The following is a 24776-nucleotide window of genomic DNA, read 5'->3' as shown; positions in this document are numbered from 1 at the left end:
GCGCGGCGTGTTCAGGCCGGCGCGGTGGCGGGGCTGTCGGCCAGCAGCATCTGCAGGCAGCGCTGCAGCTGCTGGTGTTGCGCATTGCGTTCGCTGCGGTTGCGCAGGCCCAGGCGGCGCCAGAAATCGCGCAGGCGTGCGACCTCGGTCGTCATGTCCTTGCCTTGCACGTCGCGGTGAAAGGATCGCCGCATGAAACTGAAATCGCATTCCAGCCGCTGCATTTCCGCGAGCAGCAGGTCGCCGGGTACCGGGTGACCGCAGCCGGGCAGGGTGACGCCGCCAAATCCGAATTCAACGCCGTCGAAGATGTCGCGCAGCCTGGCCACGGTGCCGTCGAGCACGGCCTCGAAAATCAGCGAACTGCCACGCGATATCGCAAGATCGTTCAGACCCACGTACACGGCCGACAGCGGCAGGCGCGCGAGATCGGGAGCAAGACGCACGGCTTCCAGAGTCTCGACGAGAATCGCGGGTTCGACGCGGCCATCGATGAGGCGCAGAAAGTGCTCGGCCTCGCTCATGCGCCGAACCATCGGCAGGAAAACGCGGGTCGCGCCGGCGGCGATCGCGGCGTCGACTTCGCGTGCCGTCCATTCGCCATGGCTGTTGATGCGGCAGGTGATGCGGGCGCCCGGAACGGCCGCGGCGGCGGCCACCTCGGCCATGCCCACATGCGAGGTATCGGTATCGGCGCCGGTCTGGCGCTCGGTCTTGCCGCGCCATTCGCAGTCGACCATGAAATCGCTGAGGCCGGCGGCCACGGCCGCGCGCAAGGCAGCGGGCTCGTGGGCGAACAGCAGCAGCTTGAAATCCTTGTGCATCAAACCGCCTCGGCCCATGCCATCAATGACGTGCCATAGGGCAAACGCAATCCGGCACCCAAACCGACCTCGAGCGCATTGATCCGGCCCAGCAGGGCTGTGGCGACGCGGCTGGGACGGCGTTCGGCGGCCTGGCCGCGTTCGCCGAGCAGGCGGCGGCTGAGCCAGAGCACGGGAAACAGGGCGAACTGGTAATGCGTATGGCCGAGCAGGCGCCAGCCATTGGCGACGAGCTCGCCGCGCAGTTGCGCGAGGTCATAGCGGCACCGGTGCCCGGCCGCGACGTCCGCATAGCTCCACAGACTCTGGAACGCCGGTACCGAGAGCAGGAAGCGCGCACCGTCGCGGGCCACCCGCCTTGCTTCGCCGAGCATGGCGTCGGCGGGCGCGTGTTCGAGCACATCGAAGGCCAGCACGGTGTCGAACTGGTTGTCGGCGAAAGGCAGTCGCGTCACGTCCGCCTGCACCAGGGTCGTGCGCGCGTCGCGCGCCTGCGCCTCGGCGAGCGAGCGGGCATACGATTCCACGGCGAAGGTCTGCGCGAACTGCGTGTTCCAGGCCGGCAACAGGCGTCCGCTGCCGCAGCCCAGTTCCAGCGCGTTGCCGCCGCGGGGCAGTTCACGCGCGGCGAGTTTCGCGAGCAGATGATCGCGCGGTCCGAACCAGAAATGGTCGCGTTCGATGTCGCTCAGGTGTTCACGCCGGTCCGGCGAGAAACCCGGCGGTTGCGCCAGGGTGTTGTCGAGCCACAGGCCTTCGCTCATGGTCAGCGCGAAACCGCATTCGTGGCAGTGCAGGCGGAGCGCATCGCCGGCCAGCGGCCGATGACAGCGCGGACACGCGTAGAGCGACAGATTCATCCGGGATTACGTGCCCGGAACATCACGAACGCATGCGCGAACGACAGCCAGCGCGGGCCATTGAGCGCGTCTTCGAGCCGGCCGCCCCAGCCGCGATTGACCACGAACGGCGGCGCGAAACCATAGCTCGCGCTCGGTAGCGGCTCCAGGCCGGCGCGGCGCATCGCCGCGTGGATGACCTTGTCGGACATATCGAAAATGCCGCGCTCGGCCTTCAGGGTCATGCGCGGCGTCAACGCGATCTGTACCAGGTACAGCGGATTGCGCCCGAACGGTTCGCTGAAACAGATCTCGGCGCCGGGCTTGAGCACGCTGCGGATGCCGGCGAACACGGCGTCGAGCTCGACCATGTGATGCAGGGTGAAGAAACCGATCGCGCGATCGAATTTTTCTTTCGCATGCGCGCCGATATCGATGATGTCGCAGGCCACGGTCGGCACCGGGCGCGGTGCGCTTTCGCGCAGACGCTCGAGCATGACCGGCGAAAGATCGTTGCAGGTCAGGTCGAGTCCGCGTTGCAGCAGCGGCAGACTGAACTTGCCCAGACCGGCGCCGACTTCCAGGATGTGCTGACCGGGCTGCAGACCGCCGTGCTCGATCATGCGATCGACATGGCGACGCACATAAGGCGTGTCCAGCACCTGCATCGCCGGCTTGTCGAGCGCGGTTTCGTAGTAGTGGCGCTGGTGGGCGTTGTGCAGTTGGCGTTCGGCGTCGTTCATGGGGGTCGGGTCAGGCAGGATCGGGAAGAGGAGTGGGTTCTGCCACAGGGGCGGTGCAGGGCGGCACGATGTTATGCGCGACATCGGACGTGCCCGGTCGGCGCGCAAGCAGGAGCGGATGCGCAAAGCCTTGGCGCACATCGTAGTCGTGGTTGAGGACGAAGGATATCGCGGGCGCATAACAGCCCAGCGCCGCCCGGGGCATCGGCGAGAACTGGAAGCCCGGCTGCAACGCGACATGCGAGGCCCGGGCGAGCATCGCCGCGCTCTGTGCATCGTCGTTGGGCGTGCGGATGGCATTGGGCATGTAGTGATTGCGGCGGCCCGGCGTCAGGCGCTGGGTGATGAAATTCAGCCCCGGCGCAAACGGGACGCCGGCGATGCGATCCTGCGGACGGGTCTCGGCGACGATATCCGTCGCCGCGCGCCCCCAGTCGCTGTCCATCGGTTCGACGAAACGCAGGCCGTTGGGCAACACAACGACGGCCCCGGCGCCGCGCAGATTGCCTGGTCCACCGCCGGCCGGAAACCACAAGCCGCCAATCGTGAATAGCAACAGGCAGAACGCGGCGACGGCGTGGATCGTGCGCGCCGTTCGATGGACGAACAGCGCCCTTAGCGGCGCCTGGCCGAGCAGGCAGCACGCACCGACCACGAAGGCGAAACCGCGCTGATACAGATGCCATTCGTCCGGCCGTTCCAGCGCGTGCTGCGGGAAATTCATCAGCACCCAGCAGGCGACCAGCACGCCGAGCGGCAGAGGCGCACGGTCCTGCCACTGCCAGGACCGCATCTGCTTGCCGGCCACCGCGCAGACGCCCAGCACGATCGCGAACGAGCTGAAATACAGCGCCGGAAACAAGGCGCCCGGCCAGCCCGAAAACAGCGCGTCGAAGCCGGGCGGCGGCAGTCGGTACCAGGCGCCGCTGCGTTCGGACGCGATGCCGACGAAATGACCCAACTGTGCGAGATAGTCGCCGAACAGGCCGCGCTGCTGCAGGTAAATAGATAACGGCAGCAGGGTGAGCAAGGCCGTACCAAGCAAGGCGCTCAAATCACCGGCCAGGCGCGTCGCAGGCGCGCGCCGCCAACTCACAAGCAGGGCGAGCGCCATCGCGCAGATCGCCGCGTCCAGGCGCATCTGCAGCCCCAGGCCAATGACCCCGCCGAGCCAGACATGATCCCAGCGTCGTCCGTCGCACTGGATACGCACGCCGAGCCACAGCGAGGCCAGACTCAGCGTGGCGATATAGGACAAATGCCAGGGACCGGGAATCAGCGCGACCAGCGCCGTCGCGACCCATGCCGGCCCGCGCCCGGCGATGCCGCGCACGGCGCCATGGGCCAGACCGACATTGGCCAGCAGCCACAGGGCGTCGAAGCCGCGACCGCTTTCGATGCTCGCACCGAACAGCCGGAACACCAGGCCGTGCAGCGCAAACAGGCCGGGCGGATACGACGACAGTTCGAAATCGCGATACGGCGATTGCCCCAGACTCATCGCCCAGCTGAGGTAGTACAGATAGCCCTCGTCGCCGACATTGAACGGTGCCTGCCAGGCGATCCATGCGTAGTAGGCGATCAGGGCCAGGCCGGCGAGCAGCAGCACGGGCCAACGCGCGCGCGTCATCGGCGATCCTCCGCCGGACCGATGCGGGGCTCGGCCAGCACGGCCTGCGGCCAGCCTGACCCATCGGGCGCGCGCGCTGAAAACAAGGCGCAACGCGCCATGCGCAGCGCTGAGCGCAGGCGTCGCCAACTGCTGTAGGCCGAGGTCCCGTGTTCCCGCTCGGCGCGGGCCGCCGGCAGGCTTTCGCAGCGCAAGCCGGCAGCGGCGAGCAGTCCGATCAGCATCGGCTGCCCGGACGGACGCAGCGTGCGCAAACGCGCCAGACCGGAGCGCGTGATCGCGAAATACATGCCGGCATCGGTGGGTAATCGGGTCAGGCCGCCGAGCAGGACGTGACGATACAGACGCGAACTGAGCATGCGCGGCCACGACTGGTAGTCGCCGACGCGGCCGGCGAACACCACCTCGGCATCGCCCTGCTGCAGCCGCGCGACCATGCCGGCGATGGCTTCCGGCCGGTCCTGCAGATCGGCATCCATGACCACGCAGATCTCGCCCTGCGCGCGCGTGAGGCCGGTCATCGCCGCGACATGCTGACCTTCGTTGCGCGCGTGACGCAGACCGTGCAGGTGCGAACTCGCGGTGGCGAGCGTGCGGATGCGCGCCCAGGAATCATCGGGCGAGGCGTCGTCGACGAGCAGGATTTCGTGGCTCAGGCCGGCGGCGGCCATCGCCGCGTCGATGCGTTCGACCAGGGTCGCCAAGGACGGCGCATTGCGGAACACCGGCACGACGATGGACAGGGAGGGACGACCGATGATCTGGCGCAGGGCGATCTCAGACATACATCGCCAGGTGTCGGTGTTCGCGCAGCCACGCGAGCGTTCCGCGCAGGCCCTCGTCGAGCGTCAGCGTCGGCGACCAGCCCAGCAGCGTCCGGCATTTTCCGGTGTCGGCGACCCAGTGCCCGGCATCGTTTTCATGGCGCGGATGGGCATTTTCCGCCAGGCGCAGGCGACCGCCGGTGAGTGCGTCGATGCGCGCGACGAGTTCTTCGTTGCTGGTCTGTTCGCCGCTGCCGATGTTGACGACTTCGCCGATCGTCGCGTCGGCGCCGATCGCGCGCAGGCTGGCCGTCACGACGTCGTCGACATGCACGTAGTCGCGACGGATGCCCGGTGGCGTCAGCGGCAGTTCGCGCGCGGCCAGGCCGGCGAGCAGCGCTTTCGGCAACAGGCGCGCACTGCTTTCCCAGGGGCCGTAGACCGAGAAAAGACGCAGCACGGTCACGGGCAGGCCGTCGTCGCGCGCGGCCTGCAGCCACATCGCGGTCGCCTCGGCCTTGGTCTGTCCGTGCGCGGTGGTTGGTTGCGGTGTCATGTCTTCGCGCAGAGGCAGATCGCGATGACCGTATTCGAGTGAGCTGCCGTGCACGATCACGCGTTCGGGTGTTTGCTGACGGCAGGCTGCAATCAGGCCTGCGGCGGCGAGGACATTGCTCTGCGCGTAGGTCTGGTCGCCTTCGTGCGCGGCGCGCGCGGTCGCCAGATGGAACAGCCAATGCGGACGGACGGCAGCGAAAATTCCAGCAATGCGCGTGGCGTCGCAGAGGTCGGCACGATGCAGCGTGATGCGGTCTTCCAGTTCGGCCAGACGCCACAGATCGCTGTGCTCGCGCACGAGGCCATGCACCTCATGGCCCTGCGCCAGCAAACGACGCACGAGCGAAGCCGCGACGAACCCGCTCGCACCCGTGACCAGCACGCGGCGCGGCGCGGCCTCAGGCAAGGTCTGGACGGCGGCGGCCATGGATCGTTCGCTCTCCCTGTGGCCGGAAACCCGCGGCCAGGCTGTATCGAGGCCCGAGGGCGCATCGCGGTCCCTGCCGCGTGCGTCTAGGATAAATCATCGCTCCGGACCCGGCACCGCAACGCAATCGCGGCGCCGCTCAGGACGCGCTGCTATCCGGTCGGCGCCGGCAGGGGTTTTGCGCGCAGGGCGTGCAGGATGAACGCGATCAAGGTCGCCGCCGCGCCCGCGAGAAAGGCCGCCGTGCCACCGCGCCATTCCCACATGCCGGCCGCGAGCGCCGCGCCGAGCACGCCGCCCACGCCCGAGGAGAAGCCGTAAAGCAGGCTTTGTCCGGCGGCAGCGCGCTTGCCCGGGAACAGATCGGACATGCGACGCATGCAGCAGGCATGGAAGATCGCGAAGCTGAAGCAATGCGTGAGCTGGGCGAGTGCCATCCACGCGAGCGAATCGGCCAGCAGGGCCGTGGCTGTCCAGCGCACGACGGTCAGGGCGATGCAGAACGACATCAGCGCCGGCGCACCGAAGCGCGCGAGCAGCTTCGGCGACTGCCAGAACATCGCGATCTCGATGAGCACGCCCAGGCCCCACAGCGCGCCGATCGTCGCGCCGTCGTGGCCATGTCTGGCGAGGTGCAAGGTGTAGAACACATAAAACGCGCCGAACCCCAATTGCATCAGCAGGGCGACGAGCAGGAAGCGGCGCACGCCCGGGCGCTTCCACAAATGGCCGGCGTCTTCGAGCGTGTCGAGATGATCGGGCGGCGTGTCGTGGCGATGCGGCCATGCCGCCGCGAGCATCAACAGCAGCAAGGGCAGGGTGATCCAAGGAAATGCGCCGTCGCCAAGGCGATCGAGCAACCAGCCGTACGTCGACGCGACGATGAGGAAGCCGATCGAGCCCCAGACGCGGATGCGGCCGTAATCGCCGCTGCGCGTGCCCAGCGCCTTGAGCGTCATCGCCTCGAACTGCGGCATGACCGCGTTGTAGAACAGCCCGAACGCCGCCATGACCGCAAACAGCGCCCAGGCGCTGCGCGTGAGCGTGAAACCGGCAAAACACAGCAACGTCAGTGCGGATCCGGCGACGAACCAGTGTCCGGGGCGGGCGCTGGCTTCGACGCGCCGTGCCCAGACCGGTGGGGCCAGGATGCGCGTCGCGTACCACAGCCCCAGCATCGTGCCGACGACATAACCGCCGTGACCGAGCGAGGCGACCCAGCGGCCGACATAGGGCGTGTAGGCGCCGAGGGCGGCGTAGTAGCAGAAATAGAAAATCGCGAAGCGGCGCAGGTCGGCGTCCATGCGGCCCTTTCGAAAGAAGACGGCCGGGCGTGTGCCCGGCCGTCATTATTGCCGATCGCGAATGGCCCGCCTATCGGCGGAGCAACTTCAGCGATCGAATCGCCCGGCATTGCCGCGGCCACGCGTCGGCGCGACCACTGGGCTCACCGGAGCCGGCGGCGCGGGCAGGAACGGTCCCTGCGTTCCCACACGCACCGCCAGATCGCGGCTTTCCAGCTGTCCCATCCGGCTCTGGTCATTAAGCTGCACCTGCCGCACTTCGAACGGCGCGCCATAGCCTGGGGGCAGATGGCTGCGATCGAAGGCCAGCGCGAGCGAACGGTTGCCGCGCTCGAACCACGCGGCGCTGTGCGCTTCCGACACCGGGCGCGCCAGGCCATCGGGGCCGGTGGCGAACAAGGTGCCGCGCAGTTCGTAACGTCCCGGCGAGCCGACCTGCACCGGCACGCTGAAGCCCAGGCGCAGCGCGTCGAAACTGACGCCATTGCCCAGACGCGCGGTCGGTTGTGCGACAGCGATCGCGGTGCGGGTATCGCGCTGGATGCGGCCCTCGCCCTGGCTGGCGCCGGCGAACACCTGCACGTCCCACAGACCCGGCTCGGTGCCGGCATCCACCGGTATGTGGGCGAGGGCGCGACCGTTGCGGTCGAAGCTCAGGTCGTAGCTCTTGCCCGAAGGCGAGACGAGCAGACCGGCGAGCTGCGAGCCCGGCAGTCCGGCGTCGCCCTTGCCGAGCACGGCGCTGACTTCGACGTCGCCACCGGCGAGCACATTGGCCTGGCTCGCGCGCGCCTGGAGCACGTATTCGCTTTCCGGTTCGAATACGTGCACCAGGTAGCGCCCGCTCGCTTCCGGCATCAACACCTGGAAGCGTCCCTTGCCCAATCCCGGCGCGATCTGCACGACCGCCGCGCCGTTGTCGATGTCCATGCCCGCTTCCTGCAACTGTGCGGCCGTGGTGCGACGTGCGAACGATTGCGTCGAACTGATCGCGCGGCCGTCGCGCAGCAGCATCAGGTTATCGGCCGGCACCGGCACGGCCTTGCCGATCGGACTGATGCGGATCACGGCGCCGGGCGCGGTGGTGTCGATGGCGAAACCGCGGGTGAGTTCGGCCGAGTCCACCTGCGTCCAGTATTCGCGGCTTTCCGACGCGAACGGCGTCTGCTCGGTCACTGCCGCGTTCGGATCGAGTTTCCAGCTGAAAGACACCGGCTGGCGTTCGATCTGTCCGCTCGGTGCGGGCAGGGCGACGGTGCGGGTGGCGACGAGATCACCGCGACGCGGTGCATCGAGATTGGCATTGCCGGCGAAGGCACTGAACGAGGCCGTGGCCAGGGCGAAAGCGATAAGAGTGCGCATGGGTTCGGTCCTCACTTCGACATGTCGGTGCGGAGAATCGAATCAAGCCCGAAACAGGCCCGGCGACTCTGGTTGTGCGACAGCGGTTCGCTGCCGGCCATGCGCGTCTTGTCCTGGAACCAGACACTGCCCGCCGCCGACTGGCTGGTGCAGTTGAGGAAGCCGTCCGAGCACGAGTTCAGCCACAGCTGCGTGGTTTCCAGTCCGACGTTCTCGAAGTAGCCGCCGCAGTAGCTGTCCGAATCCCAGATCGCGGAATCGACATCGGTGCCGACGACGGTGCGGAAGGTTTTCGGCAGCGCCGGCCGACCGCTGGTGCCGTAGAGATTGTTCGCGTTGTAGTAGGCCATCCAGCTTTGCTGCTGCTGGCGCACGGCGTCGGACTTGTAGCCGATCAGCCAGCCCACCGAGGTCTCGAACACGTTGCCGTTGATGACCGCATCGGCGAGCGGCGTGCCCGCGGACGAAGGCGCCAGCGCGTTCACGCGGACGGTCTTGGCGATGATGTTCGGGTAGCGACTGTCGTAGGTCGGATTCGACAGGATCCAGCGCACGACGTTGCCGCCATTGGAGTGCGTGATGATGATCAGGCGATCGATGTTCTTCGCGGCGATGAAGCTGGTCAGTTGCCCTGCGAGACAGCCGGCGGCATCGGTTTCCCACATGTATTTGGTGAAGTCGCAGTTGATGACGACGTAATTGTTCGGGTCGGGCAGACCGCCGCGAACATTGTTGACCATGGTCGGTTGCCAGTAGTCGGCGGTGGCGTTGGTTTGTTTGCCGGTGCCGTGTACGAAGGCGACACCGGTCGCCGCATGGCACAACGAAGACGTGGCTGCGAGGGCAGCCAGGAGCAGATAGCGCATTGTTTCCCTCCCCAGAGAACGATGCGGGGTGGAGCGGCGTCCCAATGCTCCTGTCCCGGATGTCGCCAGGCATCCCTGCGCTGGCGTATGGCGACCGAGCATACGCACAAGTATGTGACCGTCAACACATTTCGATGGTGCAATGCGTCAGCGTATGGTTGCTGCGCTGCGGCAAGATGCGGTCATCCAGAAATGCCCCACTAGGCAAGAAATGACTAGAAATTCGCGCAATTGGCTGTCAATCCACCTCTTCTCAGTGGTGTTTCTGCTCGCTCTTTCTGGTTGTGCGGGTCCAGTGGACGGGCTGGATCACGCCGCCGTTGTTGCTGAGCTTTGTTCGGCGACACCGCCTGCTCCGATCGCGGGCAGGGTCGAGGATGTCACTGCTTTGTCGGTGACCATGCCTGCTGAGATGAAGCAGACGACAGGTCCGCGGGCCGTCGAGGGTATCCTTTGGTACTCAGACGGAAGTCATCCGATCAACATCGCCAACGACTACCTTGGTCCGGAATCTTTCGAGGGATGGAAAGGCAAGGTATCGACCTGCAAACTGACCATCCATCAGATGCCGATCGACTTGTACTTGCTCACAGATGAAAAGGAGTTCGTTGCGACCGCTTCTTTTCAGCTCTATTCGAAATGCGAAGGATCGCTTCCCAGTCTGACAGGCAGGATACGCGACCGAGCCGCGCTCGATCTGTTTCGGCAAATTCTCTGGTCAGCCCAGCGCGGGCATGGCCGTGCTGTCGGCCCGCCCCATGTTCTCGCGAAGTACCCGCGGGACGAACAAGATGCTTCTTGCGAATAAGTCAGCGGGTTAGAACTCGAGATCGAGGGCCGCGCAGAGATAGTCGACCAGAGGCGACAGGGCGGTGAATTGCGTGGCGACGGTCTTGCGCAGGTTCGGGCCCAGCACGACGGCATCTTCCAGCCCGAGCGTCGCCACGAAATCCTTGCGCTTGATGTCCTCGATGAGCTCGTGGTCGGCCGGATAGCCGCGTGGCGGACGCACAAGCGATTCGCCGTCCATGGTGAACTTGCGCGCGAACGCCGGCGATTTCACCGCGGCCTTCCAGGTGCCGGGATTCTCGAAAATGAAGTGGCGGATCTTGCGCTGCGATTCCGGCTCCGGATGCCACAGGCCCGCGCCGATGAAGCAGTTGCCGGGCTGCACATGCAGGTAGTACGACGGGGCTTCCACCTGCTTGCTGCGTGCATGCGAGAACCGCGCGCCCGACCAGGTCTTGTAAGGTGTCTTGTCGTTGGAAAAACGCGTGTCGCGATGGATGCGGAACAGCGAGCCGCCCGTGGCCCGCGGATCGGCGCGGTAGTGCTCGCTGATCGTCGCGAGATCGGGCTGCAGGTCGGTGATCAGGCGCAGGAAAGGCGCGCGCAGGTGTTCCTCGTACTCGGGCTTGTGCTCATGAAACCACTCGCGCGAGTTGTTGCGCGCCAGCGCGCGCAGGAACTTGAAGGTCTTTTCGGTGAAGTAGGTAGGCATAGTCTGTCTTCGATTCCGTGGTTCAGCCGAGACTGGCTTCGATCTCCCGGCCCCAGTCTTCCAGCGCGTCGAGCCAGGCCTGGGCTTCGCCCGGGCCCTGCGAGGCGCGCAGTGTCGCAATCGTTTCGGAATACGTTGTGAAATCGTATTCGGACAGGCCGCTGTCGCGGGTCAGGCGGCGTCGGCGGTAGTCGTCCCAGGCGCCGCGTTCGGCCGCCGAGAGGGTTTCCGGCCAGTTGCGCGCGCGATAGCGCAGCAGCAGTTCCGGATAGCGCGGGTCCTTGAACTCGCCGGCGAGCGCGGCCAGTTGCGCGGGCCCGGTGCTGCGCACGCGCGCGAACAATCGCTTGTCGCCGTCGGATGGGAAGCCGTCGTACAGCGCCGCATCGGCATCGGCCGGTTCGCGTGCCTGCTCGGAGGCAAAGACGCGCCGGACCTTCTCCGCTAAGCCGGTGTCGGCACGCAGGCGGTCGGCATGCGCGAGGCAGGCGGCGCGGTCGATGCCGAGCCGTTCGAAGTCGGTCTCGCGCAGATGTTCGAGCGGCACGAGGATCGGGCACTTGTTGGTGTGCACTTCCTTGAGCGGAATACGCGATTCCCCTTCCGGAAGGTCGGCGACAGGCGTGTAGAGCCGGTCGGCGATGCCCTCGGCCGAGAGCGAGAGCAGGGGCGCGGGGTCGGCGTCGAGATCGAACACGATCACGCGCGATTCGATGCGCGGATGCCGCGCCAGCGGCAGCACGAGCGCCGCGCAATGCCGGCTGGCCGGGTACTTGCCGGAGATATGCAGCACCGGCTTGAGCGCGATCGTATCGAGCAGGCTGCCGACATGGCGCTTGTCGCGCAGGCGCAGCGCGTAGTCCCACAGGCGCGGTTGCGCCTCGCGCATGCGTCGCGCGAGGCCGATCAGTGCCCGCACGTCCGACAGGGCCTCGTGCGCCATGCCTTCGCGCACGCCGTTCGCTTCGGCGAGGTGTTCGAGTTTGAAACTCGGCAGGCCATCTTCGCGCAGCGGCCACTGCAGGCCTTCCGGCCGCAGCGCGCGCATCAGGCGCATGACGTCGAGCAGGTCCCAGCGCGAATTGCCGTTGCGCCATTCGCGCTCGTAGGCGTCGTGGAAATTCCGGTACAGACCAAAGCGGATGAATTCGTCGTCGAAGCGGATCGAGTTGTAACCGACCGCGCAGGTGCCGGGCTGGATGAGTTCTTCGTGCAAGCGCGCGAAAAAATCCGCTTCCCGCAAGCCATCGCGCCGGGCCTGTTGCGGCGTGATGCCGGTGATCATCGTCGCTTCCGGCGAGGGCAGCAGATCGTCGGCCGGCTGACAGTACAGCGAGATCGGCTCGCCGATCGGCTGCAGCTGTTCGTCGGTGCGGATGCCGGCGAACTGCGCGATGCGCGTACGCCGCGGATCGCGGCCGAAGGTTTCCAGGTCGTACCAGAGGAAGCTTGCGGGCATCGGGGACCTCGCGGAAACGGCGGCGTCAGGTCATCGAGGTCGTGACCAGGGACGACAGGCGCGTGCGCACCATGTCGTCGGCGGCCTCGAGATCGACCTGGGCGATGTCGCGCAGGCCGCGCGTGGCGTCGATCAGCAGCTGGCGCTGGATCTTGCCGCGCTCGAACGCGGTGGCGTAAGGCACGCGCATGAAACTGACCATCGTGTAGCGCGGCACGAATCGGCCCGGGTGGCGCTCGGCGAGCACCCGCTCGAGCTGGCGCTGCAGCAGGAAGTCGACGTCGTCGACGCGGTCGCGCATCTCGACGTAATTTTCCAGCGCCATTGCCTGGATCGCCTCGGCATTGGGCCGGCGTTCGGCTTCGAACGCGGCGAAAGCCTCGGCCCAGTTGCCGGCCTCCTCAATATGCCGCGCGAGTGCGATGCAGTCCTCGAACGCGCAGTTCATGCCCTGACCGTGGAAGGGCACCATCGCATGCGCGGCGTCGCCCAGCAGCACCGCGCGGCCGTCCAAGTGCCAGTGATCGAGATACAGCGTCGACAAGCTGCCGATCGGATTATTGGTCCAGTCCGCGTCGAATTCCGGCACGAGCGGCAGGGTGTCGGCAAAGTCGCGCGCGAAAAACGCATGCGCGGCCGCGACATCGGGCAACGTCGCGAAACTCGGATCGCCCTCATTGGGCAGGAACAGGGTGACGGTGAAGGTCTTTTCGGTATTCGGCAGGGCGATGCACATATAGCCGCCGCGCGGCCAGATATGCAGCGCATTGGGTTCGATGCGGAAGCCGCCATCGTCCGCCGGCGGGATTTCCAGTTCCTTGTAGCCGTGGCCGAGCGGCGCGAAATGCTCGTTGAGCGCGACCTTGCCAGACATCGCCTGGCGCAGCGCCGACCCCGCGCCGTCCGCGCCGATCAGCACGGCGAAATCGCGTACTTCGTCCCGGCGATCGTGATCGTTGATCAGGCGGAAGGTCTTGGCGTTGAAGTCGACGCGGTCCAGGCGCGCATTGAAGCGGATCGTCGCACCTGCGGCCTCGGCGGCATCGAGCAGGCTGATGTTGAGCCGGCCGCGGTGCACGGACCAGATGACTTCGGAATCGTCCTTGCCGTAGCGCAGCAGCTGTGTGCCGCCGTCGGCCGAATGCACCATGCGGCCGCGCATCATCACCGCCTGCGCCATAACCGCTTCGGTCAGGCCGGCCAGCCGCAGGGCATGCAGGCCGCGTTCGGCGAGCGCGAGATTGATCGAGCGTCCGCCCTCGTAGCCGGCCAGGCGCGGGTCCGGGCGCCGCTCGAACACTTCGACGGTCCAGCCTTTGCGTGCCAGCAGGATGGCCAGCAGGGCGCCGGCGAGACCGGCACCGATGATCGTGATCTTTTTCTCAGCTCGCATCGGGGTTCCGGAGTCAGGGGTTGCGCCAGGCCTCCACCGCGCGCACGAAACCGAGCACGTCGCGGTAGCGGTTGTACAGCGGCGCCGGGGAAATGCGGATGACGTCGGGTTCGCGCCAGTCGCCGACGATGCCCAGGGCGACGAGGTGCTCGAACAGCGCGCGCCCGCGCTCGCGACCGCCGGCCACGCGCAGGGACAGCTGTGCGCCGCGACGTTCGGGCTCGGAGGGCGTGACGATCTGCAGCGTGTCGGCGACGCGCGCACGGATCAGCGTTTCCAGATACGCGGTGATCTTTTCCGATTTCGCGCGCAAGGCAGTCATGCCGGCGCGCTGGAAAATCTCCAGCGATACGCGCAATGGCGCGAGCGCGAGGATCGGCGGATTGCTCAGCTGCCAGCCGTCGGCGCCGGGCGTGGGCACGAAGTCGGGGCCCATGCGGAAACGCGTGGCCTGGTCGTGACCCCACCATCCGGCGAAGCGCGGACGATCGCTGTGCGCGTGGCGCTCGTGCACGAAAGCGCCAGCCACCGCACCCGGCCCGGAGTTCAGATATTTGTAGCTGCACCAGGCCGCGAAATCGGCGCCACTATCGTGCAGTTGCAGGGGCAGGTTGCCAGCCGCGTGCGCGAGATCGAAGCCGACCACGCAGCCACGCGCATGGCCCAGACGTGCGATTTCCTTCAGGTCGAACGCCTGGCCGGTGCGGTACTGCACCCCGGGCCAGAGGATCAGCGCGATGCGCGAGCTGTGTTCGGCGAGGACGCGCTCGATCGCGGCCAGCGAAATCGTGCCGGTCTGTTCGTCGGCTTCGAGTTCGATCAGACAGGTCGACGGATCGAAGCCATGGAAGCGGATCTGCGCTTCGACGGCGTAGCGATCGGAGGGAAAGGCGCCGGCCTCGATAAGGATGGCCGGGCGCTCAGCGGTCGGCCGGTAGAAACTGACCATGAGCAGGTGCAGGTTCACCGACAGCGAGTTCATCGCGACCACTTCCGAGGGCATCGCACCCACGCAGGCCGCCAACGAATCGCGCACGAAGGCGTGATAGGGCATCCACGGATGCTTGCCGAGGAAATGGCCTTCGACACCGAGGCGCGCCCAGTCGTCGAGTTCGTCGATCAGCGCGCCGCGTACGGCCCGCGGTTGCAGGCCGAGCGAATTGCCGCAGAAATAAAGCTGCTCGCCGTCGCCATGCACCGGCACGTGGAATTCGTCGCGGAAGGCACGCAGCGGATCGGCGGTGTCGAGGGCGAGGGCGTGCTCGTCGGAATACGGATCGGTCATGCGTCGCGGGTCTGGGTTCGTGGGAGCGCTCATTCGAAGCGCGACTTCGCCAGGCCCAGCCATTCCAGCGCCGTGCCGTGATACAGGCGGGCCTGCGCGATGGCGTCGAGATTCAGCGAGGCGATGCCCTTGCCCGGCTCCTGCTCGCCCAGCGGGAACGGGTAGTCGGTGCCGAGCATCACGCGGTCGACGCCGCAGGTGTCGAGCAGATAGCGCAGCGCGCGTTCGTCGGCGACCCAGGAATCGAAGAACAGGCGGTCGAGGTATTCGCGCGGATTGCGCGGATTATCGGTGGCGACCAGGTCTGGCCGCATGTTGAACCCATGCTCGATCCGGCCAATGGTGTACGGGAAACTGCCGCCGCCATGCGCCAGACAGATCTTCAGCCGCGGAAATTTCTCCAGCACGCCGCCGAAGATCAGGCAGCAGGCCGCGCGCGATTGTTCGGCCGGCATGCCGACCAGCCAGGGCAGCCAGTACTTGGGCATCGACTCGCTGCCCATCATGTCCCAGGGATGCACGAGGATCGCCGCGCCCAGGTCCTGCGCGGCCTCGAAGAAGGGCAGCAACTCGGGCGCGTCGAGATTCCACTCGCCGACATGTGAGCCGATCTGCACGCCCTGCAGATCGAGCTGGTCCATGCAGCGTTCCAGTTCCTGGATCGCCAGACGCGGTGCCTGCAGGGGCACGGTGCCGATGCCGGCGTAATGCTTGCGGTGGGCGCGGCAGGTTTCAGCCATGTGGTCATTGAGCGACTGGTGCAGCTCGAGCGCGTGGTGCGCCTTGGCCCAGTAACCGAACATCACCGGCACCGTGCTGATCACCTGCACCTGCACGCCGAATTGCGCGTAGTCGGCGATGCGAACATCCGGATCCCAGGTCTTGGGCCAGATCTCGCGGAAGAACTTGCCGTCCTTGTAGATGCGATGACGGCCGTCGTCGCCGTGATGGATCACCGGGAAGCGGTTGTCGCCATACTTGGCCGCGAGATCGGGCCAGTCGCGGGGCAGGTAGTGGGCGTGGGTATCGATTTTGAGCATGGCCCTAGTCTACCGGCTCAGGTATCGGGAAATTCGAACTTGGACGGCGCCGGATTCAGATGGCCACAGGTCTGGCAGGTCCGGTGCGCACGCGAACGGTAGAAACGCTCAAACACCGCCGGAAAATCCGTCTCGATGTTGTCGAGATGGAAATACTCTTCGTAGATCTTGTGATTGCACTGCTCGCAGAACCACAGCAGGCCGTCGTCCTCGTGCGCCAGACGGCGGCGCTCGATGACCAGGCCGACCGAGTCGGCCATGCGCTGCGGCGAATGCGGCACGCGCGGCGGCAGATAGAACATCTCGCCGGCCTTGATCGGGATGTCGCGCACGGCACCGTCTTCCTGCAGGCGCAGCACCATCTCGCCCTCGATCTGGTAGAAAAATTCCGGACCTTCGTCCCAGTGATAATCGGTGCGCTGGTTCGGCCCGCCGACGATCATCACGATGAAATCGCCGTCTACGATACATTTGTTGCCGACCGGCGGCTTGAGCAGATGCCGGTTCTGATCGATCCAGGCTTGCAGGTTGAACGCGGGGGTCAGCATGGGACGGCTTCCTTTCGGGACAGCGGCGATCAGGCGACCGGCGGCAGGACCGCCAGGCATTTGAGCTCGATCGCGATCGGCGTCGGCAGGGCGGTGATACCGAGCGTCGTGCGACAGGGCGCGGTCGCGGCGTCGGGAAAATAGTCGGCCCACACGGCGTTGTAGGCTTTGAAATCGTTGGCCATGTCGGTGAGGTAGACCGTCACGTCGACCAGGTCCGCCCAATTCGCGCCGCTCGCGGTCAGCACGGCTTTCACGTTCGCGAATACCGAATGGCATTGCGCGACGATGTCGTAGGACACGAGCGTTCCCGCTGCATCGAGCACATTGCCGGGAATGCTGTTGTCGCGCGCATCGCGCGGACCGATGCCCGACAGGAACAACAGGTTGCCGACGCGGCGCGCATGCGGATAGCTGCCGACGGCCCGGGGCGCGCTGTCGGTGCGGATGACCTCGCTCATCGCGATTGCGTCTGGCCGGCGACGCGCTTGAGCGCACCGGCGTACGCGTCGGACAATTGTTCGCGCGCTTCGATGTCCATGCCCAACTGCCGCACCCGTCCATCGAGCAGGCTGTAGACCCAGCCGTGCACCGACAGCTTCTGGCCGCGCGCCCAGGCGTCTTCGACGATCGTGGTCTGGCAGACGTTCATGACCTGCTCGATGACGTTCAGTTCGCAAAGGCGGGCGTGGCGCAGGGATTCGAGTTCGACTTCCCGGAGCAAGGACGCATGCTTCTGTGCGACGTCGCCGACATGGCGCAGCCAGTTGTCGGCCAGGCCCACGCGCGTGCCGGTGAGGCTCGCATGCACGCCGCTGCAGCCGTAGTGGCCGACGACGAGGATGTGTTCGACCTTGAGCAGGTCCACGGCGAACTGGATCGTGCTCAGGCAATTCAGGTCGGTATGCACGACCACATTGGCGATGTTGCGATGGACGAACACCTCGCCCGGCGCCAGGCCGGTGATCTGGTTCGCCGGCACGCGCGAGTCAGAACACCCGATCCACAGGTATTTCGGCGCCTGCTGCGTCGACAGGCGCTTGAAGAATCCCGGATCTTCCGCGCGCACGCTTTCGGCCCAGGCTTTGTTGCGTTTCAGCAGGTCGTCCAACTGGCTCATTGCTTACCCCAGGTTGATGCAGATGTTTTTGCTGTCGGTGAAAAAACGCATTGCGTCGAGTCCGCCTTCGCGGCCCAGGCCCGACTGCTTCATGCCGCCGAAGGGCGTGCGCAGATCGCGTTCGAGCCATGTATTCACCCAGACGATTCCGGCCTCCAGCCTTTCGGCCACCCGATGCGCCCGCCGCAGATCGCTGGTCCAGATGCTCGCGGCCAGCCCGTAAGGCGTGGCATTGGCGAACGCCAGCGCCTCGTCTTCGTCGTCGAAGGGCTGCAAGGTCACGACCGGGCCGAAGATTTCCTCGGTATTGGTGCGCGTGTACGGGCCGAGATTCTCGATGACGGTCGGCGCGACAAACCAGCCATTCTCGCAGCGCCCGGCCGGTGGGGCGGCATGGCCGCCGCACAGCACGCTGCCGCCTTCCGCCCGCGCCAGTTCGATATGCCCGAGCACCTTGTCGTAATGCGCTTGCGAGACCAGCGGGCCCTGTTGGGTCGCTGCATCGAGCGGATCGCCCAGGCGCAGGTGTTTGACGCGCGCGACGAGCTCGTCGCGGATGTCGGCATAGGCGCTGCGCTCGATGAGCAGGCGCGAACCGCACAGGCAGATCTGCCCGGAGTTCTGGAACGCCGAACGCGCGAGCTGGTCGATGAGCCCGGTGCGCGGCGCATCGGCGAACACGAGAGTCGGGTTCTTGCCACCAAGTTCGAGCGAGACCTTTTTCAGGCTGGCCGCGCAGGTCGCGGCGATGCGCAGCCCGACCGCGGTGCTGCCGGTGAAGCTGATCGCCTTGATGCCGGGATGATCGACAAGGGCTTGCCCGACCTTCGGACCGAGGCCCTGGACGATGTTGAGCACGCCGGGTGGGAAACCGATATCGCGCGCGAGCTCGCCGAGCATCCATGCGGTCACCGGTGTGACCTCGCTGGGCTTGGCGACGACGCAATTGCCCGCAGCGAGGGCGGGCGCGATCTTCCAGGTGAACAGGTACAGCGGCAGATTCCAGGGACTGATGCAGCCGACGACACCGAGCGGCTGCCGCAGCGTGTAATTCAGACCGGCCTGGCCATGATGCGATTCGCTCGCGAATTGCGTCGCGGCGGCGGCGAAGAAACGCAGGTTGGCGACCGCGCGCGGAATTTCCACCTCACGCGCGAGCGGCAGCGGTTTGCCGGCGTCGCGGGATTCGGCCTGGGCGAAATCTTCCAGCTTCGATTGCAGGGCATCGGCGAGCCGGTGCAGCCAATGGGCACGTTCGCTCGTCGGCAGGGCGGACCAGGCCGGAAACGCGGCCTGCGCTGCTTCCACGGCGGCCGCGACATCGTCGGCATCGCCATCGGGGCACAGGGCATAACGCGCGCCAGTGGCCGGTTCGTGCACATCGAGCCAGCCTTCGGATTTCGCGGGCCGGGCGTGGGCGCCGATGAGCTGGGTCAGTCGCAAGGTCATCGGCCAAGCTTAACCGGCAGGCCCGCCATGCGGACAGGTTTGGCCCGCACGTCGGCCCCAGGGAGCGGGGTGGCCGGCGTGTCGTGGCGGGCGGGCATCAGAGGTATTGCAATCCGATTTCGTCGTCCTTGAACCAGATCACGCGGGCTTCCATCGCCATGACGGGACCGGGACTGCCGACCAGGTACAGGAACACCGCATCGCCGATGTTGAAGGGCCAGTTGCGCGGCCGCTTCACGCAGGCGCCGCCCTTGGACAGATCGGCGACATCCACCTGGAAGGCCGTCGTGCCGCGCACGACGAGCGCCTGCACTTGCTTGGCTTCGCGAGGGGCCTGGCGGCGTTCGAAAAACGACATGGCGCCGATGTTACAGCGATTTCATCCGGCCGCCGTCGACGGGCAGGTTGATGCCGTTGACGTAGCCCGCCTGCGGCGAGCACAGGAAGGCGACCGCTGCGGCGATCTCCGACGCGTCGGCGAAACGGCCGGCGGGCACCGTGGCGAGCATGCCCTGGGCGATCTCGGCTTCGCTCTTGCCTGTGGCCTTGGCCCGTTCGGCAAGAATCTGGTCCAGGCGCTGCGTGCGCGTGTAGCCGGGCAGCACGTTGTTGACCGTGATGCCGTCGGGACCCAGTTCGCCCGCGAGCGTCTTGGCCCAGCTGGCGACGGCGCCGCGGATGGTGTTGGACACGCCGAGGTTGGCGATGGGTTCTTTAACCGAGGTCGAGATGATATTGACGATGCGGCCCCAGGCCGCCGCGCGCATGCCCGGAAGAACCGACTGCACCAGGATCTGGTTGGCGATCAGGTGCTGCTGGAACACCTGCAGGTAGGCCTCGGGTTCGGCGCTGTTCGCCGGGCCGCCAGCCGGGCCGGCCGTGTTGTTGATCAGGATGTGCACCGGATGGGCCGCGGCCCAGGCCTGCACCTTTTCGCGCAGGCCAGCGGCATCGCTGACATCGGCCGACAGCGTCGCATGCGTCTGGCCGGACGGACGGGGCAGGGCGACGCAGACGGCATCGAGTTTTTCCTGCCGGCGGGCGAGCACCGTAACGGTGGCGCCGAGCTCGGCCAAGGCCATCGCACTGGCACGACCGATGCCTTCCGACGCGCCGCAGACCAGCGCGTGTTTGCCTTCGAGCGCTAGGCCCATGTCATGTCTCCTGTGCGGGTGGCGCAAGGCGCTCGCGCATCAGCGCGGCGATCTCGCGGGCATCGTCGCTGCCGGTGGCGAGGGCCTCGGCGACACGATGACCATTGATCGGCGGATGATTCTGGTTGAGCTTGAACTTGAGTTCGACGCGCGTCGGGCGCAGCCGGAAGCCGACGATGCCGCGCAACTGCTTGCGATGGTCCTCGCGTTCGAATTCGAAACGCCACTCGCTGCCGACCGTCGCTTCGAAATGATCGCTGAGGTCGGCGACGATGGCCGCGAGGCCGGCGTCGTCCTCGAAGGTCTCCAGCACGCCGCCCAGATGCGCGACCGCGTAATTCCAGGTCGGCACGCGCGCGGCGCTTTCCTTGTCGGGATACCAGGACGGCGAGACATAGGCGCTTGGGCCGTGCAGGATCAGCGTCGCGTCGCCACCGTGCCGCCATTGCGGATTCGCGCGCGACCAGTGGCCGCGGAATTCGATGCCGTGTTCGTCGCGCCGGTACAGCACCGGCACATGCGAGACGAAGGGTGCGCCATCGGCGAGCGTGATGAGCGTGGCGAACGGGTGCGCCACCGCCAGCCGGTCCAGCGCCGCCAGATCGTCTTCAGCGAAATGGCGAGGTGTGTACATGCTCAGTGACGCGGGCCGAGGGTCTTGATCATCTGCGGCAGCAGTTCTTCGTCGTCCTCGCCCTGCGGCGGCTGCAGGTCTTCGAGCAGCTGGCCGATCGCTTCGGCATCGTCGTCGTCCATGCCTTCGAGCGCGCGGAAATCGGCATCCATGAGCGCGGCACGCGCCATGTCGTCGCTTTCGTAGCTCAGGGTTTCGCCGTGGCTGTCGAACACCTGCGCGACGCCGCTGTGCAGGATGCGCAGGCGCGCCCAGATCAGCAGCGGCTCGGGCGTCGCCAGCCACCATTCCTCGCGCTCGAACGCCTGTGCTTCATATCCGAGGTCGTAGATCGATTCGTCAGCCATTTTCGATTCCTGCCTTTGCCGCGATGCAGACGGCGGTGCCGACCACGCCGATGAGAGTGAGCCAGCCCATGATGCCGGCCAGATTGCCGAACTGGCGCAACGCGGCATCGCCCAGGCGCGCCTGTCCGAACCGCATCAGCCACCAGCTGTAGAGAAAACCGCCATCCTCGGTGCCCGGGGCGAACGCCAGCCGGCGATCAAGCTGCTGCCGGTGCGAAAGCACGCGCATGCCGAAATGCGCCGGCCCCGCGGAGCCGGCCAGGCCGAGAAACAGGAACAGCATCGCCTGCCACATGGCTTAGAACGTCGCCAGACCCGGTGCGCGCGGATACGGAATCGCGTCGCGGATGTTCGAAAGACCGCAGACATAGACCACCAGGCGCTCGAAGCCCAGGCCGAAACCGGCATGCGGCACCGTGCCATAGCGGCGGAAATCGCGGTACCAGGTGTAGTGCTCGGGATCGAGGCCGAACTGCGCGATGCGCGCGTCGAGCACGTCGATGCGTTCCTCGCGTTGCGAACCGCCGATGATCTCGCCGATGCCTGGCGCGAGCACGTCCATCGCCGCGACGGTCTTGCCGTCGTTGTTGAGGCGCATGTAGAAGGATTTGATCTGCTCGGGGTAGTTCATGACCACGACCGGGCGGCCGACGTGCACTTCGGTCAACCAGCGTTCGTGTTCGGTCTGCAGGTCCAGGCCCCATTCGACCGGGAAATCGAACTTGTGGCCGGACTTCTGCAGCAGCGACACCGCATCGGTGTAGTCGATGCGTTCGAACGGCGCGGCGATGAAGGTCTCGAGCTTGGTGATCGCGGTCTTGTCGACGCGCTCGGCCAGGAAGGCGAGGTCGTCCATGCGCTCGTTGAGCACGGCCTGGAACACGTATTTCAGGAATTTCTCGGCGAGGTTGGCGTCGTCGTTGAGATCGGCGAACGCGATCTCCGGTTCGATCATCCAGAATTCGGCGAGGTGGCGCGTGGTGTTGGAATTCTCGGCGCGGAAGGTCGGGCCGAAGGTGTAGACCTTCGACAGCGCCAGGCAGAAGGCTTCGACATTGAGCTGACCCGACACCGTCAGGAAGGCTTCCTTGCCGAAGAAATCCTTCGAGAAGTCGACCTGGCCCTTGGCGTCGCGCGGCAGGTTCATCATGTCCAGGGTCGAGATGCGGAACATCTGGCCGGCGCCTTCGGCGTCCGAGGTCGAGATGATCGGCGTGTTGACCCAGTAGAAGCCGTCTTCGTGGAAGAAACGGTGGATCGCCTGCGCCAGGCAGTGGCGGATGCGGGTGACCGCGCCGAACAGGTTGGTACGCGGACGCAGATGGGCGAATTCGCGCAGGTATTCCAGCGTGTGCTGCTTGGGCTGCATCGGATAGGTGAGGGGGTCCTCGACCCAGCCGACGACTTCGACGGAGGTCGCCTGGATCTCGAATTTCTGGCCCTTGCCCTGGGACGCGGCCAGCGTGCCGGTCGCGATCACCGAGCAGCCCGCCGACAGCTTCTTCACTTCGTTGTCGAAGTTGGCCAGCGATTCGGTCGCCACCACCTGGATCGGGTCGAAGCACGAGCCGTCGCTGACGTTGACGAAGGCCAGGCCGGCCGAGTCGCGCCGGGTACGAACCCAGCCGCGCACCGTGACTTCACTGCCCGCCGCGATGCCGCCTGCGAGTGCCTGCTGGACGCTGACCACTGCCATGCCTTGAATCTCCGGCCTCGAAGGCCTACTTACAGAGGGAAGCGGCAAGGATACCCGGACAGCGGGGCTTTCCGCAGCGTTCCGGGCGACGCACGCCTTATACTTGCCCTTCGAATCGAGAGAATCCGCCCATGGCCGTCACCCTCACACCCGCCGCCGTCGCCCGCGTCCGCCAATACCTGGCGGAAACGCCCGGTGGCATCGGTCTGCGTTTCGGCGTGCGCAAGAGCGGTTGCTCGGGCTGGGCTTATCAGATCGACATCGCGACGCAGGCCCATGACGGCGAGCAGGTGTTCGAACAGGACGGCGTCGCTGTCCGTGTCGACAGCGGCAGCCTGGCGCAAGTCGACGGCACCGAAATCGACTTTGTCAGCCAGGGCTTGAACCAGCAGTTCGTCTTCCGCAACCCGCGGGTCGCGGCCGAATGCGGCTGCGGCGAGAGCTTCACCACGGACGAACAGGCCGCCTGAGGCCCTTTTCCCTTGCGGCACAGCCACTTGCGCTGATACGGCCGTTTCCGGCATAATCGGCGGCTCCCGATTGCATTAAGGTTCCGGGAGACCTTGCTCCACGGCATCCCGCCGGGAGCTGCCAGGCCGCAAGGCCGCATCCACAAGGAAACAACCCATGCGTCACTATGAAGTCGTGTTCATGGTCCATCCGGACCAGAGCGAGCAGGTGCCGGCCATGATCGAGCGCTACAAGGCGCTGATCGAAGGCGACAACGGCAAGATCCACCGTCTGGAAGATTGGGGCCGTCGTCAGCTGGCTTACCCGATCGAGAACCTGGTCAAGGCCCACTACGTTCTGATGAACATCGAGTGCGGCGCCAAGGTGCTGACCGAGCTGGGCGACAGCTTCCGCTTCAACGACGCGGTCCTGCGCCACATCGTGCTCTCGGAAGAAGAGGCCGTCACCGAGCCGAGCCACATCCTGAAGTCGAAAGACGAGAAGGGTGATCGCCGCCGCCGTGATGATGATTCGATCGAAGGTGGCGTCGACGCCACTGACGCCGCCTGAGCCCGAGGAGACCGACCATGTCCAAGTTCTTCCGCCGCCGCAAGTTCTGCAAATTCACCGCCGAAGGCGTGACCAAGATCGATTACAAGGATCTGAACACGCTGCGCCAGTACCTGACCGAGAACGGCAAGATCGTTCCGAGCCGCATCACCGGTACCAAGTCGAAGTTCCAGCGCCAGCTGCAGGCCGCGATCAAGCGCGCCCGCTTCCTGGCCCTGATTCCGTACACCGACAACCACAACGTCTAACCGTCCTTACGGACAGCCACAGTTGCGGCGCTTCGGCGCCGCTAACGTAAACGGAGCAACACCATGCAACTGATTCTCCTGCAGAAAGTCACCAACCTCGGTGGCCTGGGCGACAAGGTCAACGTCAAGCCGGGCTACGGCCGCAACTACCTGATCCCGTACGGCAAGGCCGTGCCGGCGACGGCGGCCAACATCGCGACCTTCGAAGCCAAGCGCGCCGAATACGAAGCGAAAGCCGCCGGCATCCTGTCGGCTGCCGAAGCCCGCAAGGCCGCCCTGGAAGGCGCCGTGGTCACCATCGCCGCGAACGCCTCGACCGAAGGCAAGCTGTTCGGTTCCGTCACCACCCGCGACATCGCCGAGGCCTTCACGGCTGCCGGCCACAAGCTGGAGAAGTCGGAAGTCGTCATGGGCGAAGGCCCGATCCGCCGCACCGGCGAATTCGAAGTCACCGCGCACCTGCACGCTGACGTCGAGACGAAGATCAAGGTCATCGTGGTCGGCGAAGCCGCGTAAGCGTCTCGCAAGTACTGCCGAACGGCCGCCCTCGGGCGGCCGTTTTGTT

The 24776-nt window shown here is 66.1% G+C and carries 29 protein-coding genes; 5 read left to right on the top strand and 24 right to left on the bottom strand.

From position 1 onward, the window contains the following. Nucleotides 1-11: 11 nt before the first annotated feature. The 9 genes from G467_RS15635 to G467_RS0105845 all read right to left on the bottom strand — a co-directional run bounded on the left by G467_RS15635 (nt 12) and on the right by G467_RS0105845 (nt 9317). A complete protein-coding gene (locus G467_RS15635) occupies nt 12-824 on the bottom strand; it encodes an aldolase (protein WP_022968807.1) in 813 nt (270 codons plus the stop codon). Beyond that, a complete protein-coding gene (locus G467_RS0105885) occupies nt 824-1684 on the bottom strand; it encodes a class I SAM-dependent methyltransferase (protein WP_022968806.1) in 861 nt (286 codons plus the stop codon). The genes G467_RS15635 and G467_RS0105885 overlap by 1 nt, the downstream gene beginning before the upstream one ends. After that, entirely contained in the window at nt 1681-2406 is a 726-nt protein-coding gene (locus G467_RS15630) for a class I SAM-dependent methyltransferase (protein WP_022968805.1), read from the bottom strand. The genes G467_RS0105885 and G467_RS15630 overlap by 4 nt, the downstream gene beginning before the upstream one ends. 10 nt (nt 2407-2416) lie before the next feature. Further along, a complete protein-coding gene (locus G467_RS18165) occupies nt 2417-4036 on the bottom strand; it encodes a glycosyltransferase family protein (RefSeq protein WP_022968804.1) in 1620 nt (539 codons plus the stop codon). Continuing rightward, complete coding sequence (locus G467_RS17390; RefSeq protein WP_022968803.1) at nt 4033-4821, bottom strand: glycosyltransferase family 2 protein; 789 nt, start codon at nt 4819-4821, stop codon at nt 4033-4035. Before G467_RS17390 ends, G467_RS18165 begins: the two co-directional genes overlap by 4 nt. Further along, the gene (locus G467_RS15620; RefSeq protein ID WP_022968802.1) at nt 4814-5785 is read right to left on the bottom strand and encodes an NAD-dependent epimerase/dehydratase family protein; all 972 of its coding nucleotides are present in this window, start codon (nt 5783-5785) and stop codon (nt 4814-4816) included. Before G467_RS15620 ends, G467_RS17390 begins: the two co-directional genes overlap by 8 nt. A gap of 152 nt (nt 5786-5937) precedes the next feature. After that, on the bottom strand, nt 5938-7089 hold the full coding sequence (locus G467_RS0105855) for an MFS transporter (RefSeq protein WP_022968801.1): 1152 nt from the start codon (nt 7087-7089) through the stop codon (nt 5938-5940). Between the two features lie 87 nt (nt 7090-7176). Next, complete coding sequence (locus G467_RS15610) at nt 7177-8451, bottom strand: DUF4785 domain-containing protein (protein ID WP_022968800.1); 1275 nt, start codon at nt 8449-8451, stop codon at nt 7177-7179. An 11-nt stretch (nt 8452-8462) separates the two neighbouring features. Next, nucleotides 8463-9317, bottom strand: a complete 855-nt coding sequence (locus G467_RS0105845) for a lipase family protein (RefSeq protein ID WP_022968799.1) — start codon at nt 9315-9317, stop codon at nt 8463-8465. Nucleotides 9318-9459: 142 nt separating this feature from the next. On the opposite strand from G467_RS0105845, the gene G467_RS18015 reads away from it, so the two are divergent. Continuing rightward, the gene (locus G467_RS18015) at nt 9460-10125 is read left to right on the top strand and encodes a hypothetical protein (protein WP_026802407.1); all 666 of its coding nucleotides are present in this window, start codon (nt 9460-9462) and stop codon (nt 10123-10125) included. Nucleotides 10126-10134: 9 nt separating this feature from the next. Here the strand turns inward: G467_RS18015 and G467_RS0105835 are convergent, their stop codons facing one another. The 15 genes from G467_RS0105835 to asnS form a co-directional block, all read right to left on the bottom strand. Beyond that, nucleotides 10135-10818, bottom strand: coding sequence for a DUF2461 domain-containing protein (locus G467_RS0105835; RefSeq protein ID WP_022968797.1), 684 nt, complete (start codon nt 10816-10818; stop codon nt 10135-10137). Between the two features lie 22 nt (nt 10819-10840). Next, nucleotides 10841-12277, bottom strand: a complete 1437-nt coding sequence (gene sbcB, locus G467_RS0105830) for an exodeoxyribonuclease I (protein WP_022968796.1) — start codon at nt 12275-12277, stop codon at nt 10841-10843. A gap of 25 nt (nt 12278-12302) precedes the next feature. Continuing rightward, nucleotides 12303-13670 carry an FAD-dependent oxidoreductase gene (locus G467_RS0105825; RefSeq protein WP_022968795.1) on the bottom strand — a complete coding sequence of 456 codons (1368 nt, stop codon included), beginning with the start codon at nt 13668-13670 and terminating at the stop codon, nt 12303-12305. Nucleotides 13671-13683: 13 nt separating this feature from the next. Further along, nucleotides 13684-14955: a kynureninase gene (gene kynU, locus G467_RS0105820; RefSeq protein WP_022968794.1), complete on the bottom strand. Its 1272-nt coding sequence runs from the start codon at nt 14953-14955 to the stop codon at nt 13684-13686. A 29-nt stretch (nt 14956-14984) separates the two neighbouring features. Then, nucleotides 14985-15995 carry an amidohydrolase family protein gene (locus tag G467_RS0105815; protein ID WP_022968793.1) on the bottom strand — a complete coding sequence of 337 codons (1011 nt, stop codon included), beginning with the start codon at nt 15993-15995 and terminating at the stop codon, nt 14985-14987. Between the two features lie 17 nt (nt 15996-16012). After that, nucleotides 16013-16543 (bottom strand): 3-hydroxyanthranilate 3,4-dioxygenase, encoded by a 531-nt coding sequence (locus tag G467_RS15600; protein ID WP_033397398.1) that lies wholly within the window; start codon nt 16541-16543, stop codon nt 16013-16015. 29 nt (nt 16544-16572) lie between these two features. Beyond that, nucleotides 16573-17004, bottom strand: a complete 432-nt coding sequence (locus G467_RS0105800) for a RidA family protein (RefSeq protein WP_022968791.1) — start codon at nt 17002-17004, stop codon at nt 16573-16575. Further along, a complete protein-coding gene (gene can, locus G467_RS0105795; protein ID WP_022968790.1) occupies nt 17001-17663 on the bottom strand; it encodes a carbonate dehydratase in 663 nt (220 codons plus the stop codon). The genes G467_RS0105800 and can overlap by 4 nt, the downstream gene beginning before the upstream one ends. Before the next feature lie 3 nt (nt 17664-17666). Then, on the bottom strand, nt 17667-19112 hold the full coding sequence (locus tag G467_RS0105790; protein WP_022968789.1) for an aldehyde dehydrogenase: 1446 nt from the start codon (nt 19110-19112) through the stop codon (nt 17667-17669). Nucleotides 19113-19209: 97 nt separating this feature from the next. Beyond that, nucleotides 19210-19470 carry a PilZ domain-containing protein gene (locus G467_RS0105785; RefSeq protein WP_022968788.1) on the bottom strand — a complete coding sequence of 87 codons (261 nt, stop codon included), beginning with the start codon at nt 19468-19470 and terminating at the stop codon, nt 19210-19212. A gap of 10 nt (nt 19471-19480) precedes the next feature. Next, nucleotides 19481-20266, bottom strand: coding sequence for an SDR family oxidoreductase (locus G467_RS0105780; protein ID WP_022968787.1), 786 nt, complete (start codon nt 20264-20266; stop codon nt 19481-19483). A gap of 1 nt (nt 20267) precedes the next feature. Beyond that, the gene (locus G467_RS0105775; RefSeq protein WP_022968786.1) at nt 20268-20900 is read right to left on the bottom strand and encodes an FMN-binding negative transcriptional regulator; all 633 of its coding nucleotides are present in this window, start codon (nt 20898-20900) and stop codon (nt 20268-20270) included. A 2-nt stretch (nt 20901-20902) separates the two neighbouring features. Further along, entirely contained in the window at nt 20903-21247 is a 345-nt protein-coding gene (locus tag G467_RS0105770; RefSeq protein WP_022968785.1) for a hypothetical protein, read from the bottom strand. After that, nucleotides 21240-21542: a hypothetical protein gene (locus G467_RS0105765; protein ID WP_022968784.1), complete on the bottom strand. Its 303-nt coding sequence runs from the start codon at nt 21540-21542 to the stop codon at nt 21240-21242. Before G467_RS0105765 ends, G467_RS0105770 begins: the two co-directional genes overlap by 8 nt. Nucleotides 21543-21545: 3 nt before the next feature. Further along, a complete protein-coding gene (asnS, locus tag G467_RS0105760) occupies nt 21546-22943 on the bottom strand; it encodes an asparagine--tRNA ligase (protein ID WP_022968783.1) in 1398 nt (465 codons plus the stop codon). A gap of 131 nt (nt 22944-23074) precedes the next feature. Here asnS and G467_RS0105755 point away from each other — a divergent pair, with 131 nt between their 5' ends. The 4 genes from G467_RS0105755 (at nt 23075) to rplI (ending at nt 24727) form a co-directional block, all read left to right on the top strand. Next, entirely contained in the window at nt 23075-23413 is a 339-nt protein-coding gene (locus G467_RS0105755) for a HesB/IscA family protein (protein ID WP_022968782.1), read from the top strand. Nucleotides 23414-23570: 157 nt separating this feature from the next. Beyond that, complete coding sequence (gene rpsF / locus G467_RS0105750; protein WP_022968781.1) at nt 23571-23963, top strand: 30S ribosomal protein S6; 393 nt, start codon at nt 23571-23573, stop codon at nt 23961-23963. Between the two features lie 17 nt (nt 23964-23980). Then, the gene (rpsR, locus tag G467_RS0105745; protein WP_022968780.1) at nt 23981-24211 is read left to right on the top strand and encodes a 30S ribosomal protein S18; all 231 of its coding nucleotides are present in this window, start codon (nt 23981-23983) and stop codon (nt 24209-24211) included. 63 nt (nt 24212-24274) lie between these two features. After that, the gene (gene rplI / locus G467_RS0105740; protein WP_022968779.1) at nt 24275-24727 is read left to right on the top strand and encodes a 50S ribosomal protein L9; all 453 of its coding nucleotides are present in this window, start codon (nt 24275-24277) and stop codon (nt 24725-24727) included. Nucleotides 24728-24776: the final 49 nt, after the last annotated feature.

The organism is Arenimonas oryziterrae DSM 21050 = YC6267 (assembly GCF_000420545.1).
Classification (GTDB): Bacteria; Pseudomonadota; Gammaproteobacteria; order Xanthomonadales; family Xanthomonadaceae; genus Arenimonas; species Arenimonas oryziterrae.
Note: the sequence above shows the minus strand (reverse complement) of the source record. Positions and strands in the feature narration are given on the sequence as shown.

Bases quoted from the DNA above. Each gene is read 5' to 3' on its own strand.
- G467_RS15635 (WP_022968807.1), bottom strand. From the start codon at position 824: ATGCACAAGGATTTCAAGCTGCTGCTGTTCGCCCACGAGCCCGCTGCC.
- G467_RS0105885 (WP_022968806.1), bottom strand. From the start codon at position 1,684: ATGAATCTGTCGCTCTACGCGTGTCCGCGCTGTCATCGGCCGCTGGCC.
- G467_RS15630 (WP_022968805.1), bottom strand. From the start codon at position 2,406: ATGAACGACGCCGAACGCCAACTGCACAACGCCCACCAGCGCCACTAC.
- G467_RS18165 (WP_022968804.1), bottom strand. From the start codon at position 4,036: ATGACGCGCGCGCGTTGGCCCGTGCTGCTGCTCGCCGGCCTGGCCCTG.
- G467_RS17390 (WP_022968803.1), bottom strand. From the start codon at position 4,821: ATGTCTGAGATCGCCCTGCGCCAGATCATCGGTCGTCCCTCCCTGTCC.
- G467_RS15620 (WP_022968802.1), bottom strand. From the start codon at position 5,785: ATGGCCGCCGCCGTCCAGACCTTGCCTGAGGCCGCGCCGCGCCGCGTG.
- G467_RS0105855 (WP_022968801.1), bottom strand. From the start codon at position 7,089: ATGGACGCCGACCTGCGCCGCTTCGCGATTTTCTATTTCTGCTACTAC.
- G467_RS15610 (WP_022968800.1), bottom strand. From the start codon at position 8,451: ATGCGCACTCTTATCGCTTTCGCCCTGGCCACGGCCTCGTTCAGTGCC.
- G467_RS0105845 (WP_022968799.1), bottom strand. From the start codon at position 9,317: ATGCGCTATCTGCTCCTGGCTGCCCTCGCAGCCACGTCTTCGTTGTGC.
- G467_RS18015 (WP_026802407.1), top strand. From the start codon at position 9,460: ATGCGTCAGCGTATGGTTGCTGCGCTGCGGCAAGATGCGGTCATCCAG.
- G467_RS0105835 (WP_022968797.1), bottom strand. From the start codon at position 10,818: ATGCCTACCTACTTCACCGAAAAGACCTTCAAGTTCCTGCGCGCGCTG.
- sbcB (WP_022968796.1), bottom strand. From the start codon at position 12,277: ATGCCCGCAAGCTTCCTCTGGTACGACCTGGAAACCTTCGGCCGCGAT.
- G467_RS0105825 (WP_022968795.1), bottom strand. From the start codon at position 13,670: ATGCGAGCTGAGAAAAAGATCACGATCATCGGTGCCGGTCTCGCCGGC.
- kynU (WP_022968794.1), bottom strand. From the start codon at position 14,955: ATGACCGATCCGTATTCCGACGAGCACGCCCTCGCCCTCGACACCGCC.
- G467_RS0105815 (WP_022968793.1), bottom strand. From the start codon at position 15,995: ATGCTCAAAATCGATACCCACGCCCACTACCTGCCCCGCGACTGGCCC.
- G467_RS15600 (WP_033397398.1), bottom strand. From the start codon at position 16,543: ATGCTGACCCCCGCGTTCAACCTGCAAGCCTGGATCGATCAGAACCGG.
- G467_RS0105800 (WP_022968791.1), bottom strand. From the start codon at position 17,004: ATGAGCGAGGTCATCCGCACCGACAGCGCGCCCCGGGCCGTCGGCAGC.
- can (WP_022968790.1), bottom strand. From the start codon at position 17,663: ATGAGCCAGTTGGACGACCTGCTGAAACGCAACAAAGCCTGGGCCGAA.
- G467_RS0105790 (WP_022968789.1), bottom strand. From the start codon at position 19,112: ATGACCTTGCGACTGACCCAGCTCATCGGCGCCCACGCCCGGCCCGCG.
- G467_RS0105785 (WP_022968788.1), bottom strand. From the start codon at position 19,470: ATGTCGTTTTTCGAACGCCGCCAGGCCCCTCGCGAAGCCAAGCAAGTG.
- G467_RS0105780 (WP_022968787.1), bottom strand. From the start codon at position 20,266: ATGGGCCTAGCGCTCGAAGGCAAACACGCGCTGGTCTGCGGCGCGTCG.
- G467_RS0105775 (WP_022968786.1), bottom strand. From the start codon at position 20,900: ATGTACACACCTCGCCATTTCGCTGAAGACGATCTGGCGGCGCTGGAC.
- G467_RS0105770 (WP_022968785.1), bottom strand. From the start codon at position 21,247: ATGGCTGACGAATCGATCTACGACCTCGGATATGAAGCACAGGCGTTC.
- G467_RS0105765 (WP_022968784.1), bottom strand. From the start codon at position 21,542: ATGTGGCAGGCGATGCTGTTCCTGTTTCTCGGCCTGGCCGGCTCCGCG.
- asnS (WP_022968783.1), bottom strand. From the start codon at position 22,943: ATGGCAGTGGTCAGCGTCCAGCAGGCACTCGCAGGCGGCATCGCGGCG.
- G467_RS0105755 (WP_022968782.1), top strand. From the start codon at position 23,075: ATGGCCGTCACCCTCACACCCGCCGCCGTCGCCCGCGTCCGCCAATAC.
- rpsF (WP_022968781.1), top strand. From the start codon at position 23,571: ATGCGTCACTATGAAGTCGTGTTCATGGTCCATCCGGACCAGAGCGAG.
- rpsR (WP_022968780.1), top strand. From the start codon at position 23,981: ATGTCCAAGTTCTTCCGCCGCCGCAAGTTCTGCAAATTCACCGCCGAA.
- rplI (WP_022968779.1), top strand. From the start codon at position 24,275: ATGCAACTGATTCTCCTGCAGAAAGTCACCAACCTCGGTGGCCTGGGC.